The following is a 16,505-nucleotide window of genomic DNA, read 5'->3' as shown; positions in this document are numbered from 1 at the left end:
TTTGAAAACTCCGGGGCGGAGCCTTCAAAGGCTCCGGCACGATTTCTTGCAAGAAATTGCCTGCGCAGACCGCAATCATGCCCCGCCCTCCAGCCGCTCCCGCGCGCCTTTGGCGGCGGCCCCGATCAGCCGGTCGGCGATGATGGCGATGGCCGCCACCGACAGGCCCGCCACCAGCCCGCGGCCGACATCGGCCTTGGTCAGCGCGATATAGACCTCTTGTCCAAGGTCGCGGGTGCCCACCAGCGCGGTAATGACCAGCATCGACAGGGCCAGCAGGATGGTCTGGTTCAGCCCCAGCAGCATCATCGGCACCGCCATCGGCAGCCGGATCTTGCGCAGGATCTGGCCGCGCGTGGCCCCGCTGACGATACCGGCCTCGATCAGCTCTTCCGGGACCGACCGCAGCCCATGCGCCGTGTAGCGCACCGCCGGCACCAGCGCGTACAGCACCACCGCGATCATGGCGCTGAAATCGCCCACCCGGAACAGCATCACCACCGGGATCAGATAGACGAAACTTGGCAGCGTCTGCAGCGTGTCGATCACAGCGCCGATGACCTTGCCCGCCGTCTCGCCCGAGGCGGCCCAGATGCCCAACGGCACGCCGATGCACATGGCGATCAGCACTGACACGCCGCAAAGATAAAGCGTGATCATCGCCTGTTCCCACAGGCCGGTGACCGCCAGGAACAGCCCCAGCGCACCGGTCAGCGCGGCCAGACGCCAGCCCCCAAGTGCCCAGCCGGCCAGCGCCACCGCGCCAAGGACAAAGGGCCAGGGCAGGGCCAGCAGGAAATCCTTGACCGGGATCAGCAGGTTGACCAGCGTCCAGTTCCGCAGCGCTTCAAGCTGGTCATAGTAGTTGACGTTGATCCACTGCATCAGGTCGGCCCAGAACCCCTTGGTCGTGATCGTCCACTCCTTCGGCCAGTCCTGCACCGCCGGGATCAGGTAGCCCGCCGCCGCGGTGATCAGGGTCACCGCCAGCACCAGAACGGTGCGCGGATGCCGCCGCAGCCAGTTGCCCTTGGCGCCACGCCCGCCGCCCGCGCGGGCCGCCAGCGCCTGACCCAGGCGGTCCAGCACCACCGCCAGCGCGGTGATCGCCAGCCCCGCCTCGATGCCGCCGCCGATGTTCAGCCGCCGCAGGCTTTCCAGCACATCCGCGCCCAGCCCCCCGGCCCCGATCATCGAGGCGATGATCACCATGTTCAGCGACAGCATGATCACCTGATTCACGCCGACCATCAGGTCCGGCAAGGCCACCGGCAGCATCACCTTGCGCATCCGCTGTCCCGGCGTGCAGCCGGCCATATTCGCGAAATCGACAATCTCGGGCGGCACCCCGCGCAACGCGACCAGCGTCACCCGCACCATCGGCGGCATCGCATAGATCACCGTGGCCAGCAGCGCCGCCACAGGGCCAAAGCCGAACAGCACCAGCACCGGCACCAGATAGGCAAAGGTCGGCACCGTCTGCATCAGGTCCAGCACGGGGGACAGCACCCGCTCGAACGGGCGCCAGTGCAGCGCGGCAATGCCAAGGCCAAGGCCGCCCGCCACGCCCAGGGGCACCGCGATCACGATCGAGGCCAGCGTGATCATCGCGCTGTCCCACTGGCCGAAGATGGCCAGATACAGCATCAGCGCGCCCGCGATCAGGCCCAGCCAGATGTCGCGCGCGTACTGCCCCATCGCCACCGCCGCAACCGTGACCGCCACCCAGGACAGCGGCGGAACAATGGTGGTCGCCCGCCGCCCGCGCCCCTCGGTGATGCCCTCCACCAAAAGCACCCGCGACGCCTCATACGGGGCCTCGATCAGCCGGGCGAAGCCGCGCGTCAGATCCTTCACCGTGACCGGCCCGATGGCGGCGCTGTCGGTCAGCCACGCCATGCCGGCGCTGATCCAGCGCGCCAACGGCAGGTGCATCGCCTGCGGCGGCCAAAGCCAGCCGTCCGGCACCGCAACGGCCAGCGCCAGCACCAGCGCCACCACGGCCAGCCCGGCCCATATCAGCGGCCAGGTCTTCATCCGCCGCGCCCGATCAGCACGTCGATCACCGCCTGCGGGGTGACATGGCCGATCACCGCGCCTTCCCGTTCCACCGCGAAGGGGTGGCTGGCAGTCACCACCTGCTCGGCCACGGCTTCCACCCGCGCCTCGGCGGGCAGGGTGCCGGCCACATCGGCGGGCACGCCCGGCACCGCAATGCGCCCCAGCGTGATCACCTTTGCGCGGCTGACATGGGCGGTGAAGGCGCGGACGTAATCATCCGCCGGGGCCAGCACCAGTTCCTCGGGGCTGGCCACCTGCACCACAGCGCCATCCTTCATGATGGCAATGTGATCGGCCAGGCGGATCGCCTCGTCGAAATCATGGGTGATGAAGACGATGGTCTTCTTCAACTGCTTCTGGATGCGCAGGAATTCCTCCTGCATCTCGCGCCGGATCAGCGGGTCCAGCGCACTGAAGGGTTCGTCCAGGAACCACAGGTCAGGCTCCACCGCCAGCGACCGGGCAATGCCCACCCGCTGCTGCTGGCCGCCCGACAACTGCCGGGGATAATGCCCCTCGCGGCCCTGCAACCCCACCAGCGCGATCACCTCGCGCGCCCGCGCCTCGCGCGCCGGGCGGGCCATGCCCTGCACCTCCAGCGGGAAGGCCACGTTTTCCAGCACGGTCAGATGCGGCAGCAGGGCGAAGTGCTGGAACACCATGCCCATGTGGTGCCGCCGGATTTCGATCATCCGCGCCGCGCTGGCCTTCAGCAGGTCTTCGCCGTCATACAGGATTTCCCCCGCCGTCGGTTCGATCAGCCGCGACAGGCAGCGCACCAGCGTCGACTTTCCCGACCCGGACAGCCCCATGATGACGAAGATCTCGCCCTCGCCGATGTTCAGGCTGACATCGCGGACAGCGCCGACGTGGCCCGACGCCCGGATCTCGTCAAGCGAGGGGCTCTTGCCAACCAGGCGTTCGGGATGCGGGCCGTAAAGCTTCCAGACATGGCGGCAAGCCAGTTTGACAGGTCGGGTCATCTCGGGTCCGGTCCGGGCAGGGGCGGGGCGGCCGTCACGGGCGCCCCGCCGCAAGGATCACAGGGTCACTTGGCGATCCAGGCCGACCAGGTGGCCTCGTTCGCATCCATCCATTCGTTGACCACATCCTCGACCGTCTGGCCGTCCAGATCGACCTTGGCGATCATCGCCCCCATCGCATCATTCTCGATATGGAAGGCGCGGATGGCCTTGTCGGCGCCCGGCCATTTTTCGGGCAGGCCCGCCCAACCCACCTTCCAGATCGGGCCGAAGGGCTTGCCGCAATCATGCGTGGCGGTCGGGTTCGACCCCCAGGCCGGATCGGTGTAACAGGCGGCCTCATAGGGCGGGAATTCCACCCATTCGCCTTCATATTTCTGCGGGGCCCAATGCGGGGCATAGACCCACAGAAGAATGGGATCCTTGCGCTGATAGGCCGATTCCAGTTCGGCGAACATCGCCGCATCGGTGCCGGCGTGGATCACCTCATAGTTCAGCCCCAGCGCTGCGATCCGTTCCTCATCGAATCCGCCCCAGGTGACCGGGCCGCCCAGATAACGGCCCTTGGCGCCGGTTTCGGCGGTGGCGAAGGCGGCGGCACAGTCGTTCAGCGCCTTCCAGTCAGGCAGGCCGGGGCACTTTTCCTTCATGTACAGCGGATACCACCACTCTTCCTTGGCCAGCATCCCGGTTTCGCCCATGTTGACCACCCCCCCCTTGGCCACGGCGGCATCCATGGCCTCGCGCCCGGTGGTTTCCCAGATCTCCATGGCGACATGCAGATCGCCGGTTTCCAGCCCGGCGAACTGCGCCAGATAGTCGGCCTGCACCAGTTCGACGTTATAGCCGGCCTCCTCCAGCACGGCGGCCATGATGTTCGTGGTGATCAACTGCCCGGTCCAGTCGTGCAGGGTCAGCTTGATCGGGTCTTCGCTTTCCACTTCGGCCAGGGCCATACCACCAAAAAGGACAAGGGCAGTGGCCGTGGCGGCGGCGCGTGCAAGGCACATCCGGGTCATCTGTATTCCTCTCCTGTTGTCATGTGTCCGCCGCCGGTTTCCCCGGAGGTCGCTGTGCAAAAGCTGCGGCCGAATCCCCGCACCTGTCAAATCCAATGTTGAAAACTGTGGAGTTATGTTGAAATTTAGTGGATATTCACAGACAGGACTGCCAGGAACCCACCATAATCGCAGGCAAAATGCTGTCTTCCCCGCGCGAACGCGCAATTCTTGAGCTGCTTGAAGAAACCGGCACCGGCCGGGTGGATGATCTGGCCCGCCGGCTGGGCGTCACCGGCGAAACCGTGCGCCGCGCGCTGAAACGGCTTGAGGCGGCGGGGCGTGTCGCCCGTGTGCATGGCGGCGCGCATCTCAAGGACTGGGGGACGGAACCCAGCTTCGGCCAGCGGATGCAGGTGAACCCCGGCGCCAAGCGCCGGATCGCCGAAGCCGTGGCGCGGATGCTGCCTGACGGGGCGTCGGTCTTTCTCGATGTCGGCTCGACCACCGCCTATGTCGCACAGGCGCTGCGGGTGCGGCGCGAACTGCTGGTCGTGACCAATTCGCTGCCGGTTGCGCAGGCGCTGGCCGGGGTGAACGGCAACCGCGTTTTCATGGCGGGGGGCGAATTGCGCGCCCATGACGGCGGGGCCTTCGGCGCCGAGGCGCTGGATTTCCTGCGCCAGTTCCGCGTGGGCCATGCCATCCTGTCGGTTGCGGCTGTCAACGCCACCAGCGGCTTCCTGTTGCAGGATCTGCGCGAGGCCGAGTTCAGCCGGACCATGATCGGCCAGGCCGATCAGGTGATCGTGGCAGCAGACGCCTCGAAATTCGGTCACGGCGCCCCGATCGCCGTTGCCCCGCCGGGGCGGTTTCACCACCTTGTCACCGATGCCCCGCCCGACGCGGCCCTGGCCCGCTTTCTGGCAGACAACGGCCTGCGCGTGACGGTCGCCTGAGACGGTTCAGAAGGGAACCGGGGCGCTGAACGTCACCCGGTCCTGCGTGGCGGGGTGATGCAGCGAAAGGGTTTCGGCATGTAGCATCAGCCGGGGCGCGTCACGCGCCGGGCCTTCCGCATAGATCGGGTCGCCCAGAATAGGGTGCCCCAGCGCCAGCATATGCACCCGCAACTGATGGCTGCGCCCGGTATGGGGCGTCAGCCGGACCCGCGTTTCGCCGGGGCTGCGGCCGATCACCTGCCAGTCGGTCTGCGCCGGGCGGCCATGTTCATGGCTGACCATCTGCCGCGGCCGGTTCGGCCAGTCGGCGCAAAGCGGCAGGTCGATATGGCCGCTGTCCCCCGGCACGTCGCCCCAGACCCGCGCGACATAGGTCTTTTGCGCGCGGCGCTGTTCGAATTCCTGCCCCAGAAAACCCTGCGCCGCTTTGGTGCGGGCAAAGATCATCACGCCCGAAGTGTCACAATCCAGCCGGTGCACCAGCAGCGCATCCCACCGCGCCGCCTGCAGCCGCGACAGCAGGCAATCCTGCCGCCCCTCCAGCTTGCCCGGCACCGACAACAGCCCCGCCGGCTTGTCAAGCACCAGAATGTGCCGGTCCTCATGCAGGATCATCAGCGGCACATCGGGCGGGGCATAGACGAAATCGGGGATCATGCGATCTGGTGGCCCGCGTCGCGCAACCGCTGCGCCAGATGACGGATATGGGCCGGCCCCACCTCGCAGCAGCCGCCCACGATGGTGGCCCCCATCCCGACCCAGGACATGGCGAAATCGGCATATTTCTCGGGCGTCAGGTCATGGCGGCCGCAATAGGCCGGCGGCGCCTGCGTTTCCGGCAGCGGCAGGCCGGTAATCTCGGAGAACCCGTTGGCATAGGCGCCGAACGGCAGGCCCAGCGGTTTCAGCGCCGCCATCGCGGCGGTCATCGCCTCGGGCATGGAACAGTTGGCCAGAACCGCTGCGGTCGGGGCCTCGGCAATCACCCCGGCCAGATCCGCCACCCGCTCACCTGAGCGCAGGCGCGATCCGTCGCGGTCATCGACCGAGACCGACAGCCAGACCGGCCGCCCGGCCACCTGCGCGCCGCGCAGCGCCCCCCGGGCCAGATCAAGCGAAGAGATCGTCTCGATCAGGATTACATCGACATGCGCGGCCAGAATCCGCGCCTTTTCCGCATAAAGCGCCGCTGATTCCGCGACCGGCGGGGTCAGGTCGGGGCGGTAGCTTTCGCCAAGCGGCCCCATCGACCCGGCGATGATCCCCCGTCCGGCCTGCGCGCGGGCCTCATGCGCCTCGGCCAGCGCGCGCAGGTGCAGTGCGTGATACAGCGCATCCAGCCCGTCGCGCTGCAACCGGTCATGCAGGATATTGTAGGTGTTGGTCGTGGCCACGCTGGCCCCGGCGGCGAAGTAATCGTCGTGAATATCCTTCACCAGCCCCGGATGGTCGATCATCACCCGCGTCGCCCACAGCGGCCCCGGATCGCAGGTTGCCCGCGCCACCAGTTCCTGCCCCATGCCGCCATCCAGAAGGGTGATCGTCGCCATCGCTCTCTCCTTGTCCTTGTGGCAGGTAGCGCCGGGCGCGGGCCAAGATCAACCCCGCGGCAGGCCCGGCCGCCGCAGCACCGGCGCACGGGGCAGGCGCGGGCCAAGAAAGACTGGCCATAGCGCGGCCAGCACCAGACCGAAGGCCAGCAGCCACAACGCCCCCGCCGTCAGACTGGCCGGATAATAGATTTCGGGCCAGGTCGAGGCGGCGAAGCGGATCACCGCCGCCAGCGGGATCAGCGCATAGGCCACCGCCACCGGCCAGGGCGCCACCAGCGGCCGGCCGGTCAGGCCCAGGGTCAGCCGCGTCAGGATGGAAATCGTGATCCCGCCGATGCCGCCGATGCCAATCAGGTGCAGCGCGGCCAGTTCGTCGCCGATCCCAAGCGCCGCCAGACCAAAGGCCACCAGCCCCAGACCGTTCAGCAGGAACGCCATGTGCAGCGTCCAGAGGATCGGCCGCGACCACGCCCACCAGCCGCGCCAGAACAGCAGCCGCAGCAGCGCCGCACCGCCCGCCATCAGTGCCAGCGCGGCAATCGCTCCGGCCGGCGCCCCCGCCAGAACCGCCGGCACCAGCGCCAACCCCGGCGCGATGGACAGCACCGCCAGGGCGGCGGGGCTCTGCGGATGCCCGTCCTCGCGCCCGGCCTGCATCATGGCATTGCGGGTGAACCCCGGCACCAACCGCCCGCCGATGATCAGCAGCATCGCGGAATGGGCCAGCAGCGCGCCGCGCACACCCCGGCTGGCGCCATCGGTCAGCAGACCCAGCCCGTCAAGATGGAAGCTGAGGTTCGAGGTCCAGACCAGCGCCACGATCGCCAGAAGCAACGCCTGTTGCAGCTTGGGCCGCGCCATCAGGTTCAGCGCGATCCGGCTTCCCAGCACCGGCAGATAGGACAGGTCGGCCAGTGCCACAACCGGGGCCGGCAGAAAGGCCGCGTTCCACACGGCCACCCGCCCCAGCAGCCACAGCCCGAACACCAGCGCGACAAAGCGATGCGGCAGGCCCGAAGGCCCCGCCCCCCCGAGGCCGATGTCAGAAGAAACCCGCCCAGGGTGGCCCCGGCATAACCGATGATCATCTCATGCCCGTGCCACAGGTTCGCTGGCCAGGCCGTGGGCAGATCAAGCACGCCGCCACGCGCCTGTGTGGCCAGCCAGCCCAGCCACACCAGCATGACTGCCAGCGCGAACAGACAGCCCGCCAGAAAGAAGACGCGGAACCCTTCCGAGAACAGCCGCTTCAGCCAGCCCATCGGTCGCCAAAGCCCCACGATCAGCCGTCTATGGCGCGATAGGCGCCGTTCCAGTAGACCAGCGCCCCCGCCCCTGCGGTGGTGCGCAGCGCGCGCACCCGGCCGATCACGATGGAATGGGTCGCCCGGTCGATGATCTCTTCCAGACTGCAGTCGAAGGCGGCCGGGGCGCCCTTCAGAAGCCGCGCGCCGGTAACGGCGGTTTCCCACTCGGCCCCGTCATAGCGGGCCGGCCCGCGCACCCCCGCCGCACCCGAGAACCGCTCGGCCACCGCCTGATGCGCCGCCCCCAGCGACGAAAGGCCGAAGCATCCGCTTTCGACCAGCACCGGATGGGGCGACGCGCTGCGGTTCACGCAGACCAGCAGCAGAGGCGGTTCCACCGAAAGCGAGATCGCCGACGTCACCACCAGGCCCGAAGCCCGCTCGCCCTCGCCCACGGTGATGATGCTGCAGTTGCCCACCAGCCCCCGCATCCCCAGACGGAAATCCTGCGGGGTCACCTCGGCAGCGGCGGGAACAGGGATGGGCATGGCGGCTCCTTCGGCAATCCTGAACCCTGCGCCGGCGGCAAGGCCTTCCGGTTGCAGATAGGGCATGTTCTGCCCGGTTTCCACGACAGACGTGTCGCAGCGGGATTGGGCCGCGGTTGCGAGGCCCGCGTCAGCCGCGCAGCAGCCGGCCCAGGTGATGCGCCAGCAGGTCCAGCCCTTCCACGGTGGTCAGGATGCCGGGCGACAGGCGCAGCGTCTGGCCGCGTGCATCCGCCGTGACCCCGGCCTCGCGCAGCGCGGCCAGAACCTGCGGCGCGGGGGCGCTGTCGGGCAGGCGCAGCATCACCGACCCGCCGCGCCGCCCCTCGGGGCGCGGGGTCAGCACCGGCAGCCCCAGACCGTCGGCCATGTCGAACAGGCCCGCCGTCAGGCGCCGGTTATGGGCCAGTATCCCCGCATGATCCTGGCCCGCGTGCCAGTCCAGCGCCGGCAGAGAGGCCAGCGCCGCCACGCAGCCCGGTGTGCCATTGTCAAAGCGGCGGATGTCGGGCGCGAATTCGAAGCGGGTGATGTCCCAGTTGAACGGGTTGTCCTGGCTGAACCAGCCCGCCACCTCGGGCCGGCACTGGCCAATCAGCCGCGGCGCCAGATACAGCACGCCTGCCCCCGGCGTGCCGCACATCCATTTCAGGCTGGTGGACAGCGCGAAATCCACCTCGGGCGCGGCCACATCAAACGGCAAGAGCCCCGCGCCCTGCGTGATGTCGACACCCACCAGCGACCCCATCCGCCGCCCCCGCGCCACCAGCACCTCCAGATCAATCCGCGCCGAGGTGGTCGAGGACACCCATGTCAGCAGCGCCAGGCCAACGTCCGGCGTCCAGGCATCGATGAAATCCTCATCCTCGACATGAGCCGCCCCCTGCCGGAAGGGCACCGTCTTCAGCGTGAACCCCAGCCGCGGCGCCAGCGATTGCAGCAGGAAATGGTTTGACGGAAAGCAGTCCGCCCCCACCAGCACGCTGCGCCCGCGCAGATGGCCTTCGGGCAGCGCCGCCAGCAGCGCATGAAAGCCCGAGGTGACGTTCTCGCATGTCGTCACGCTGCCCGGCGCGGCGTTCAGGATCGCCCGCCAGCGGTCAATGAACCGCTGCCGGCGCGGCAGAACCCAGCCCCATTGCGCATCATCGGCCCGCCCCCAGACAGCGGCGAAATCCGACAGGGCGGCCGCCAGATCGGCGCCCTTGCCCGGATACATGCCGATCGAGTGGTAAAGGAAATAGGCGCCGTCCATCGGTTTCTCCCTGCTTGCGCCTTGCTGCCATGCCAGTGCGGCCATGGGCAAGGCATTCCGTCCCGCGCATCGCGGCAAACCGGCGCCCGGCCAGCAACAGGCCCGTCGCGCAGGCATATCGCCCCTTCGCCGGATCGCCGCACGCCCGGGCCTGACCGCACGGTCTGGACCGCAGCGGTTTCCTGCATGGGCCAACACCTCCCATCCGGTGGCCGGACGCGCCTTGGCAGGGCCGATTTGGCCCGCCCACCTCTGGCGCAAAACAGCGCAACCGGCGGCTGATGCCCGACCTGCCCTGCGATTGCCAGATGCGCCGCCGCGCCCATGCCCCTCAGGACCGCCCCGCCGTCTGGTTCACCCGCCGTCTGGCCTTGACCATATCCCCCGCACCTGCCCATCTGATCGCGGCGGCAAAGGGGTGCCGCGCTGCAAGGGCCGCCTTATGATCTATCACCGCGACATCCGTATCGAGTTCAACCACTGCGACCCGGCCGGGATCGTCTTCTATCCGCGCTATCTCGAGATGACGAACTCGGTCTGCGAAAACTTCTTCCGCGAGGTGGCGGGCTATTCCTATGCCGAGATGATGGCGGCGCATCAAGGCACCCCCACCGTGCGGGCCGAGGTCAGCTATCACGCCCCGACGCGGCTGGGAGAGGTGATCGACTGGCGCCTGTCCGTCACGCGGCTGGGCACCAGTTCAATCGGACTGCGGAACGAGGCGCATTGCGGCGGCCTGCTGCGCGTCACCGTCGACCTGACGCTGGTCTTTGTCGGCGGCGGCCCGGATGGCGACCTGCGCCCGCAACCCTGGCCGCCAGCGGTGCGTGACAGGATTGCCGCCTTCGCGGGCGCCGGCTGATCCCTCTCGCAGTGGCCGTCTGCCGGGCAGCGATGGCCGATGCCTGCTTCCAGAACGCCAGACAGTCCCGCAACAGCCCGGTCAATGTTGCCCTGCCAACCGCTCTGCCGCTACGCGTCAAGGCACTGTCCCCCTGATGCCGGGGCATCGTCGGCGAAAACCATACATTCAACCAGACAGAACGCCGGTCAAAGCCATCGGGACAGGCCTTGCAAGGCGCTGCGGAGCGTGGCCAACCGCGCGGGCGCTGTGGGCCACGGGATCAGAAATCCTCCCAACCGCCCCCCGCATCGGTCCCGGTCCGCGGCAACGGAACCGGCCGGAACTCCTCGGGTCGGGCGGGTGGGGGCGACGCGGCAGAGGTCAGGTTCACGGCATAGGGAACTGCAGCCATGGCAGGGCGCGGCATCCTCGTCGCAGGCACCTCGGGCAGGCGGAACCGCGACAGGCTTTCCGTCAGGCGGGCGGCGTCCTGATGCAGCACTTCGCTGGAGGTGGTCGATTGCACGACCACCGCCGCGTTGCGCTGTGTCACCTCGTCAAGCTGCTTCACGCCGGTGTTGATCTCGGACAGTCCCAGCGACTGTTCGCGCGCGGAATTGGCGATGTCCGCGATCATGGTGGTGACAGAACGTATCCGCTCGATCATCACGCCAAGGGCCGAGCCGGTGGCGTTCACCAGCGTGCTGCCGGCCTCGACCTGCTCGGTCGACTGGCTGATCAGCCGCTTGATCTCTTTGGCCGAGTCCGAGGCGCGCTGCGCCAGCGACCGCACCTCGCTGGCCACCACGGCAAAGCCCTTGCCGGCCTCGCCCGCACGGGCGGCCTCAACCCCGGCGTTCAGCGCCAGAAGGTTGGTCTGGAAGGCGATGTCGTCGATCACATCGGTGATGCGGGTGATCTGGCGCGAGGATTGTTCGATCTGCTCCATTGCCGAAATCGCCCGCCGAACAACCTGCCCGCCCTCTTCGGCCTGGCGGCCGTTCTCGGCCATGGCGCTGTCCACCTCGGCCGCGTTCTGCGCCGTCGACTGGACCGAGGCGGTCAGTTCGTCCAGTGCCGCCGCCGTTTCCTCCAGCGTGGCGGCCTGCGTCTCGGTCCGGTTCGACATGTCTTGTGCGATACCGTTGAACTCGGTCGCGCCGGCGTCGATCGACCGGGCGATCTGCTGCACCATCAGCAGGGTTTCGGACAGGGTGTCGACCACGGCGTTGAAGTTGCGGCGCACCTCTTCGTACCGGGCCGGGAACGGCGCTTCGGGCGGGCTGGCGATGCTGGCGGTCAGGTCAAGACCGGCCAGCCGCGACAGGCCCAGCGACAGATCGCCCACCACCCGCGCCTGTTCGGCCTCGGCCTCGCGCGCCAGCCGGGACAGTGCCGCCGCTTCCGCCGTCGCCTCGCGCCAGGCCTCGAAGCCACGGGCGAAGGTTCCGATCTCATCGCGCCGGTTCAGCGCGGGCACCTCGACCGTGGTGTCACCGGCGGAGATCCGGCCCATCACGGCGGACAGGCCCGACAGCGGCCGCAGCAAGGCCCGGTTCACCAGAAACAGCACCAGCGCCCCCAGGACCGAGACAACCGCCACGCCGATCACGATCTCACGCTGGGTAGCCCCCAGAACATCGGCAAGCGCCGATTGCGGGACAAAGTTGCCCAGGCTGCCGATCACACGCCCATCCGGCGCCTTGACCGGCCGCAGGTTCAGCAAATGGGGCTGGCCAAGGATTTCAGCATCCCCCAGATAGGGCTCACCCCGCAGCAGGGCCGCCCGCGCCGGATGATCGGCCCCCAGTTGCGTGCCATCCATCCGCTGCCCGTCGGCATCGCGCAGGCTGGTCGAGGCGCGGATGAAATCATTGCGCGCCGCGTCCCATCGCAGGATCGTCAGTTCCGTGCCGGTGATCGCGTGCAACTGATCAACGATCCGGTCATCGGGATGTTCGGGAATGGCCGGCCAGATGACATTCACCACCTGTCCCTGCGCATCCACCGAATAGGTCAGGTCGGGATAGACATCCTGCACCAGTTCCGCCGAAACCCGTGCCGCGGTTTGCATCGTGTCGGACAAAGATCTTTGTTCGAATTCCCGCAGACTGTGGTCGGCGATGACAAAGCCGACCCCCCCGACAATCAGGAAGAACAGGACGGAAAGGCCGGTCAGGCGCGACACGAGACCCAGAGAGCGCAGGCGGTTCATCTTCTTCCCCGGAATGGCAGGCGGTTCACCGGCAGGTTCACGGCAAAAGGTGCAGATTCGGTTATCGCCTTTTCGCCGCCGTCCGGGCGTGGTTTCCTGCGCACCAGCCCTGAACCTTGGTGCCGCCCATGACCGTGATCCCCGAGCTTCAATTGCGTGACCCCGAGGCCGGGCGGCGCCTGCTGTGCGGCACCTTCGGCTTTGCCGAGGCCGGTCAGGGGCGGCTGGTCTTTCATGACCAGCAGATCGTGCTGTCGCGTGGCACCACCGAAGGTCATGGCGCCATCGACCATCTGGCGCTGGCTGTCCCCGATCTTGACGCCGCCGCCCGCGACGCGCTTGCCCGGGGCGCGCAGGTCGACCTCGCCATCACGCCCGACGGCCCGCAGACCATTGCCGAATTCTGGGGTGGTGTGCGCTACCTGTTCCTGCAAGGCCCCGAAGGTGCGCGGATCGAACTGATCGAGCGCCCGGCCACCCCGGTCGGGCCGGGGCATGACCATATCGGCCTGCCCTGCGCCGATCTTGCCGCAACGCTGGACTTCTTCACCGAGCTTGGGGCGCGGCCGGCGGCCTCGGTCCGGCTGCAACGTCCCGAGGGGGTGACCGAGGTGCGTTTCCTGACCCTTGGCCGCAGTATGTTGGAACTGTACCAGCCGCCCGTGGCGCCCGCTCCCACACCGCATGGGTTGTGGCGGCGGTTGCTGATCGCTGGTGCCGCGGCGCGAACCGGCCCCGGCGGCCTGACCGTGGCCCCTGTCGAGGCCGGCTTTCCAGCCTGAGGCAAGAACGGTATACGAAGGTATGCGAACAACCCTGACCGAGATCTACGAAACCCGCATCGCCGAGGGCAGCCTGCGCCCCGATCCGGGCCAGTATGCCGTTCTGCCGTTGCTGGAAGACCTGCGCACCTGGCTTGAGGCGAACCCGACCCGCAAGGTCGGCCTGTTCGCCGGGTTGTTCGCCAAGCCGGTTACCCCGCCCAAGGGGCTGTATCTCTGGGGCGGCGTCGGGCGCGGCAAGTCGATGCTGATGGACCTGTTCTTTCAGGCCACCGACATCGGCCAGAAACGCCGGGTGCATTTTCACGCCTTCATGCAGGAAATCCATCGCGGTATGCACGCGGCGCGCAAGACCGGCATCGAAGACCCGCTGGAGCCGGTGGCCGAAGCGGTGATCCGCGATGCCCGCCTTCTGGCCTTTGACGAGATGCAGATCACCGACATCACCGATGCGATGATCGTCGGCCGCCTGTTCGAAAAGCTGCTGGCCGCCGGCGTGGTGATCGTCACCACCTCGAACCGCCCGCCCGAGGGCCTCTATCACAACGGTCTGAACCGGGCGCTGTTCCTGCCCTTCATCGCCATGCTGCGCGACCGCCTGCATATCGTCGAACTGGAAAGCCCTACCGATTACCGCCAGCACCGGCTGGCCGGGGCGCAGGTCTATTTCCACCCCGCGGGCGCCTCGCAAGGCAAGATCAGGGAAATCTGGCAGGATCTGACCGGGTGCGCCAAGGGCGAACCGCTTGTCTTGCCGGTGAACGGGCGGGAAACCGTGGTGCCGCACTTTGCCTCGGGCGTTGGTCGCGCAGGGTTCTGGGAATTGTGCGGCCGCCCCCTGGGCCCGGCCGACTATCTGGCCGTTGCCGGGGCGTGCCGGGTGCTGATCCTGGAAGACATCCCGCATCTGGGCAGCTCGAACTACAACGAAGCCAAGCGGTTCGTCACCCTGATCGACGCGCTGTATGAGGCGAAGGTGCTGCTGATCTGCTCTGCCGCCGATGTGCCCGAACGGCTGTATACCGAAGGCGAAGGCGCGTTCGAATTCGAACGCACCGCCAGCCGGTTGCGCGAAATGCAGGGCGCCGACTGGGGGGCGACGGCTCAGCTTTCGTGAATATGCCGGTGGCTGTGGGTATGCGGGTGGCTGTGTACCTGCGCCGCACGCAGCCGCCCCTGGCCCAGAACCATGGCCCGCGTCGCGATGTCGGCCACGAAACCGTCATCATGTGACACCAGGATCATCGCCCCGGCAAAAACCAGCAGCGCCTCGCGCAGGCGCTGCCCGTTGGCCAGGTCCACCCCGTTGGTCGGTTCATCCAGCAACAGAACCTCGGGCTGCATCGCCAGCAGCCCGGCCAGACAGACCAGCCGCTTTTCCCCACCGGAAAGCCGGTGGGTGAAGCGGTCCGCCAGATGGCCCAGGTCCAGACGGTCCAGCGCCGCCTGTGCGGTGGCTCGCGCCTCGTCGGGCCGGGCGCCAAGGTTCAGGGGGCCAAAGGCCACATCCTCGATCACGCTGGGGCAGAACAACTGGTCATCGCTGTCCTGAAACAGAAAGCCGATCCTGCGCCGGGCCTTGCGGAAATCGGCCTCGGTCCTGCAATCGGTTCCGAACAGCGCCACCCGGCCACGCGCGGGCCGCTCCAGCCCCGCCAGCACGCGCAGAAGCGTGGTCTTTCCCGCGCCGTTCGGCCCGACGATGGCCAGCCGCTCACCCGGCCCCAGCCGCAAGGTGGCGCCATCCAGCACCGCGCGCCCGTCGCGCAGCACCTGCACCTCCTCGATCACCACAGGTGCGGTCATGCCATGTCCCATGCCAGCAACGCCGCCGCGCCTACCAGCAGCAGCAGGCCGGCCAGCCAGTCCCGCCCCGCCGGCCGCGCCGGTGTTTCCGCCAGAAACCGCCCGGCATAGCCGCGCATACGCATCGCTTCTTCCACCCGGTCGGCCCGTTGCATGGCCCGCAGCAGCATCATGCCCAGAAGATGGCCATAGCTGCGCCAGGTGTGGCGGTTCGATCCGGGACGGAACGACCGCATCCGCATCGCATCCTGCAGGCGCTGCATCTCGGCCCGGATCAGGGCCAGATAGCGCACGACACCCAGAAAGATGCGCACCAGCGGCTCGGGCAGGCGCAGCGCCCGCAGCGCGGTCCCCACCCGCTCGGGCTCGGTCGCGGCAAAGACCAGCGTCACCAGCAGGACCGAAGCCGCAACCTTGGCCGCCACCACCCCGGCGCGTTCCAGCCCCTCATGGCTGGCCACCAGCGGCCCGATCCGCAGCAGCGGCGTTCCCGGTAGGGTGAAGGGCAGCGTGACCAGCAGCAGCACAAGGAACGCCTCAAGGTGCCACAGCCGCCGCCACGGCAGCGGCTGGCGCTGCACGGCGAACAGCGCCAGAACGGCCGCCAAAGCCGCCGCCGCCGGTCCCTGCCGCGACAGCGGCGCGATCAGCACCAGCGCGCCGAACCCGGCCAGCATCCGCAGCCGCAGATCGCCCGGCAGCATCATCCGCGCCGGCCACGCGCCCAAAGCGCCATGCCCGCCAGCCCCAGGATCAGGAACAGACCTGACAACACGTCGGTCAGCCGGATCCGCGCATCCATCTGCTCGATCCGCTCCATCAGCGGGGCCACCTGCGCCGCAACCGCCGCTTCGACATCGGCGCGGGTCAACGCGGCCCCGGTCCCGTCCGGCACCATCGCCGGTTCGGTCACGGCCGTCTCCGGCATCGCCGCGCCGCCAAAGCGTTCGGGCTTCAGCGTGGTGCTGGCAATGTGCCCCTCACCCGTGTTCACCGTCACCACGACATCGGCGGTCACCGTGGCGGGGGCGGCAAAGCCAAAGCCGCCCTTGGCATCGGTCTGCCCCTTGGCAATCGTCTCGGCCCCCATCTGCGCCAGCCAGTCCACGCCCTGCGGACGGCCACCGCCGATGAAAAAGCCATAGCCGCTGACCTGCCCCCCCTCGACCCGGGCAAACACCCGCAGGCTGTGCGCAGCCGCAGGCCCTGCCAGCAGCAGCGCGCAAAGCAGGATCAGGAACCGCCGCAAGA

The 16,505-nt window shown here is 68.2% G+C and carries 17 protein-coding genes; 4 read left to right on the top strand and 13 right to left on the bottom strand.

What is annotated here, in order from left to right; all coding sequences use genetic code 11:
- Positions 1 to 75: 75 nt before the first annotated feature.
- The 3 genes from B6K69_RS12520 to B6K69_RS12510 form a co-directional block, all read right to left on the bottom strand.
- The gene (locus tag B6K69_RS12520) at positions 76 to 2,037 is read right to left on the bottom strand and encodes an ABC transporter permease (RefSeq protein WP_108644021.1); all 1,962 of its coding nucleotides are present in this window, start codon (positions 2,035 to 2,037) and stop codon (positions 76 to 78) included.
- The gene (locus tag B6K69_RS12515; protein ID WP_108644020.1) at positions 2,034 to 3,044 is read right to left on the bottom strand and encodes a quaternary amine ABC transporter ATP-binding protein; all 1,011 of its coding nucleotides are present in this window, start codon (positions 3,042 to 3,044) and stop codon (positions 2,034 to 2,036) included. The genes B6K69_RS12520 and B6K69_RS12515 overlap by 4 nt, the downstream gene beginning before the upstream one ends.
- A gap of 65 nt (positions 3,045 to 3,109) precedes the next feature.
- Complete coding sequence (locus B6K69_RS12510; RefSeq protein ID WP_228156725.1) at positions 3,110 to 4,063, bottom strand: ABC transporter substrate-binding protein; 954 nt, start codon at positions 4,061 to 4,063, stop codon at positions 3,110 to 3,112.
- A gap of 179 nt (positions 4,064 to 4,242) precedes the next feature.
- Here B6K69_RS12510 and B6K69_RS12505 point away from each other — a divergent pair, with 179 nt between their 5' ends.
- Positions 4,243 to 5,001, top strand: a complete 759-nt coding sequence (locus tag B6K69_RS12505) for a DeoR/GlpR family DNA-binding transcription regulator (RefSeq protein WP_108644019.1) — start codon at positions 4,243 to 4,245, stop codon at positions 4,999 to 5,001.
- A 6-nt stretch (positions 5,002 to 5,007) separates the two neighbouring features.
- On the opposite strand, the gene B6K69_RS12500 is transcribed toward B6K69_RS12505, so the two are convergent.
- From B6K69_RS12500 to B6K69_RS12475, 6 genes are all read right to left on the bottom strand, one after another.
- Positions 5,008 to 5,661, bottom strand: a complete 654-nt coding sequence (locus B6K69_RS12500) for a pseudouridine synthase (RefSeq protein WP_108644018.1) — start codon at positions 5,659 to 5,661, stop codon at positions 5,008 to 5,010.
- Positions 5,658 to 6,554: a homocysteine S-methyltransferase family protein gene (locus B6K69_RS12495; RefSeq protein WP_108644017.1), complete on the bottom strand. Its 897-nt coding sequence runs from the start codon at positions 6,552 to 6,554 to the stop codon at positions 5,658 to 5,660. Before B6K69_RS12495 ends, B6K69_RS12500 begins: the two co-directional genes overlap by 4 nt.
- 48 nt (positions 6,555 to 6,602) lie before the next feature.
- Positions 6,603 to 7,535, bottom strand: a complete 933-nt coding sequence (locus tag B6K69_RS12490) for an NnrS family protein (protein WP_418260552.1) — start codon at positions 7,533 to 7,535, stop codon at positions 6,603 to 6,605.
- Positions 7,424 to 7,741, bottom strand: coding sequence for an NnrS family protein (locus B6K69_RS18655; protein ID WP_418260550.1), 318 nt, complete (start codon positions 7,739 to 7,741; stop codon positions 7,424 to 7,426). Before B6K69_RS18655 ends, B6K69_RS12490 begins: the two co-directional genes overlap by 112 nt.
- A 98-nt stretch (positions 7,742 to 7,839) precedes the next feature.
- Positions 7,840 to 8,352 (bottom strand): flavin reductase family protein, encoded by a 513-nt coding sequence (locus B6K69_RS12480; RefSeq protein WP_108644919.1) that lies wholly within the window; start codon positions 8,350 to 8,352, stop codon positions 7,840 to 7,842.
- A gap of 130 nt (positions 8,353 to 8,482) precedes the next feature.
- Entirely contained in the window at positions 8,483 to 9,607 is a 1,125-nt protein-coding gene (locus B6K69_RS12475; RefSeq protein WP_108644014.1) for an aminotransferase class V-fold PLP-dependent enzyme, read from the bottom strand.
- A 442-nt stretch (positions 9,608 to 10,049) separates the two neighbouring features.
- Here B6K69_RS12475 and B6K69_RS12470 point away from each other — a divergent pair, with 442 nt between their 5' ends.
- Positions 10,050 to 10,469, top strand: coding sequence for an acyl-CoA thioesterase (locus B6K69_RS12470; protein WP_108644013.1), 420 nt, complete (start codon positions 10,050 to 10,052; stop codon positions 10,467 to 10,469).
- 262 nt (positions 10,470 to 10,731) lie between these two features.
- Here the strand turns inward: B6K69_RS12470 and B6K69_RS12465 are convergent, their stop codons facing one another.
- Complete coding sequence (locus tag B6K69_RS12465) at positions 10,732 to 12,666, bottom strand: methyl-accepting chemotaxis protein (RefSeq protein WP_108644012.1); 1,935 nt, start codon at positions 12,664 to 12,666, stop codon at positions 10,732 to 10,734.
- 128 nt (positions 12,667 to 12,794) lie between these two features.
- Between B6K69_RS12465 and B6K69_RS12460 the strand changes: the two genes are divergently transcribed.
- Positions 12,795 to 13,448: a VOC family protein gene (locus B6K69_RS12460; protein WP_108644011.1), complete on the top strand. Its 654-nt coding sequence runs from the start codon at positions 12,795 to 12,797 to the stop codon at positions 13,446 to 13,448.
- A 22-nt stretch (positions 13,449 to 13,470) separates the two neighbouring features.
- Positions 13,471 to 14,565: a cell division protein ZapE gene (zapE, locus tag B6K69_RS12455; RefSeq protein WP_108644010.1), complete on the top strand. Its 1,095-nt coding sequence runs from the start codon at positions 13,471 to 13,473 to the stop codon at positions 14,563 to 14,565.
- Here zapE and B6K69_RS12450 read toward each other — a convergent pair.
- The 3 genes from B6K69_RS12450 to B6K69_RS12440 are packed head-to-tail and all read right to left on the bottom strand — an operon-like array spanning position 14,553 to position 16,503.
- Positions 14,553 to 15,254, bottom strand: a complete 702-nt coding sequence (locus B6K69_RS12450) for an energy-coupling factor ABC transporter ATP-binding protein (RefSeq protein ID WP_108644009.1) — start codon at positions 15,252 to 15,254, stop codon at positions 14,553 to 14,555. The two genes, zapE and B6K69_RS12450, sit on opposite strands and share 13 nt — an antisense overlap.
- Entirely contained in the window at positions 15,251 to 15,961 is a 711-nt protein-coding gene (gene cbiQ, locus B6K69_RS12445; protein ID WP_108644008.1) for a cobalt ECF transporter T component CbiQ, read from the bottom strand. The genes B6K69_RS12450 and cbiQ overlap by 4 nt, the downstream gene beginning before the upstream one ends.
- Positions 15,958 to 16,503: a cobalamin biosynthesis protein CbiL gene (locus B6K69_RS12440; RefSeq protein WP_206340517.1), complete on the bottom strand. Its 546-nt coding sequence runs from the start codon at positions 16,501 to 16,503 to the stop codon at positions 15,958 to 15,960. Before B6K69_RS12440 ends, cbiQ begins: the two co-directional genes overlap by 4 nt.
- Positions 16,504 to 16,505 lie beyond the last annotated feature (2 nt).

The organism is Pseudogemmobacter blasticus (genome assembly GCF_003071405.1).
Classification (GTDB): Bacteria; Pseudomonadota; Alphaproteobacteria; order Rhodobacterales; family Rhodobacteraceae; genus Pseudogemmobacter; species Pseudogemmobacter blasticus.
Note: the sequence above shows the minus strand (reverse complement) of the source record. Positions and strands in the feature narration are given on the sequence as shown.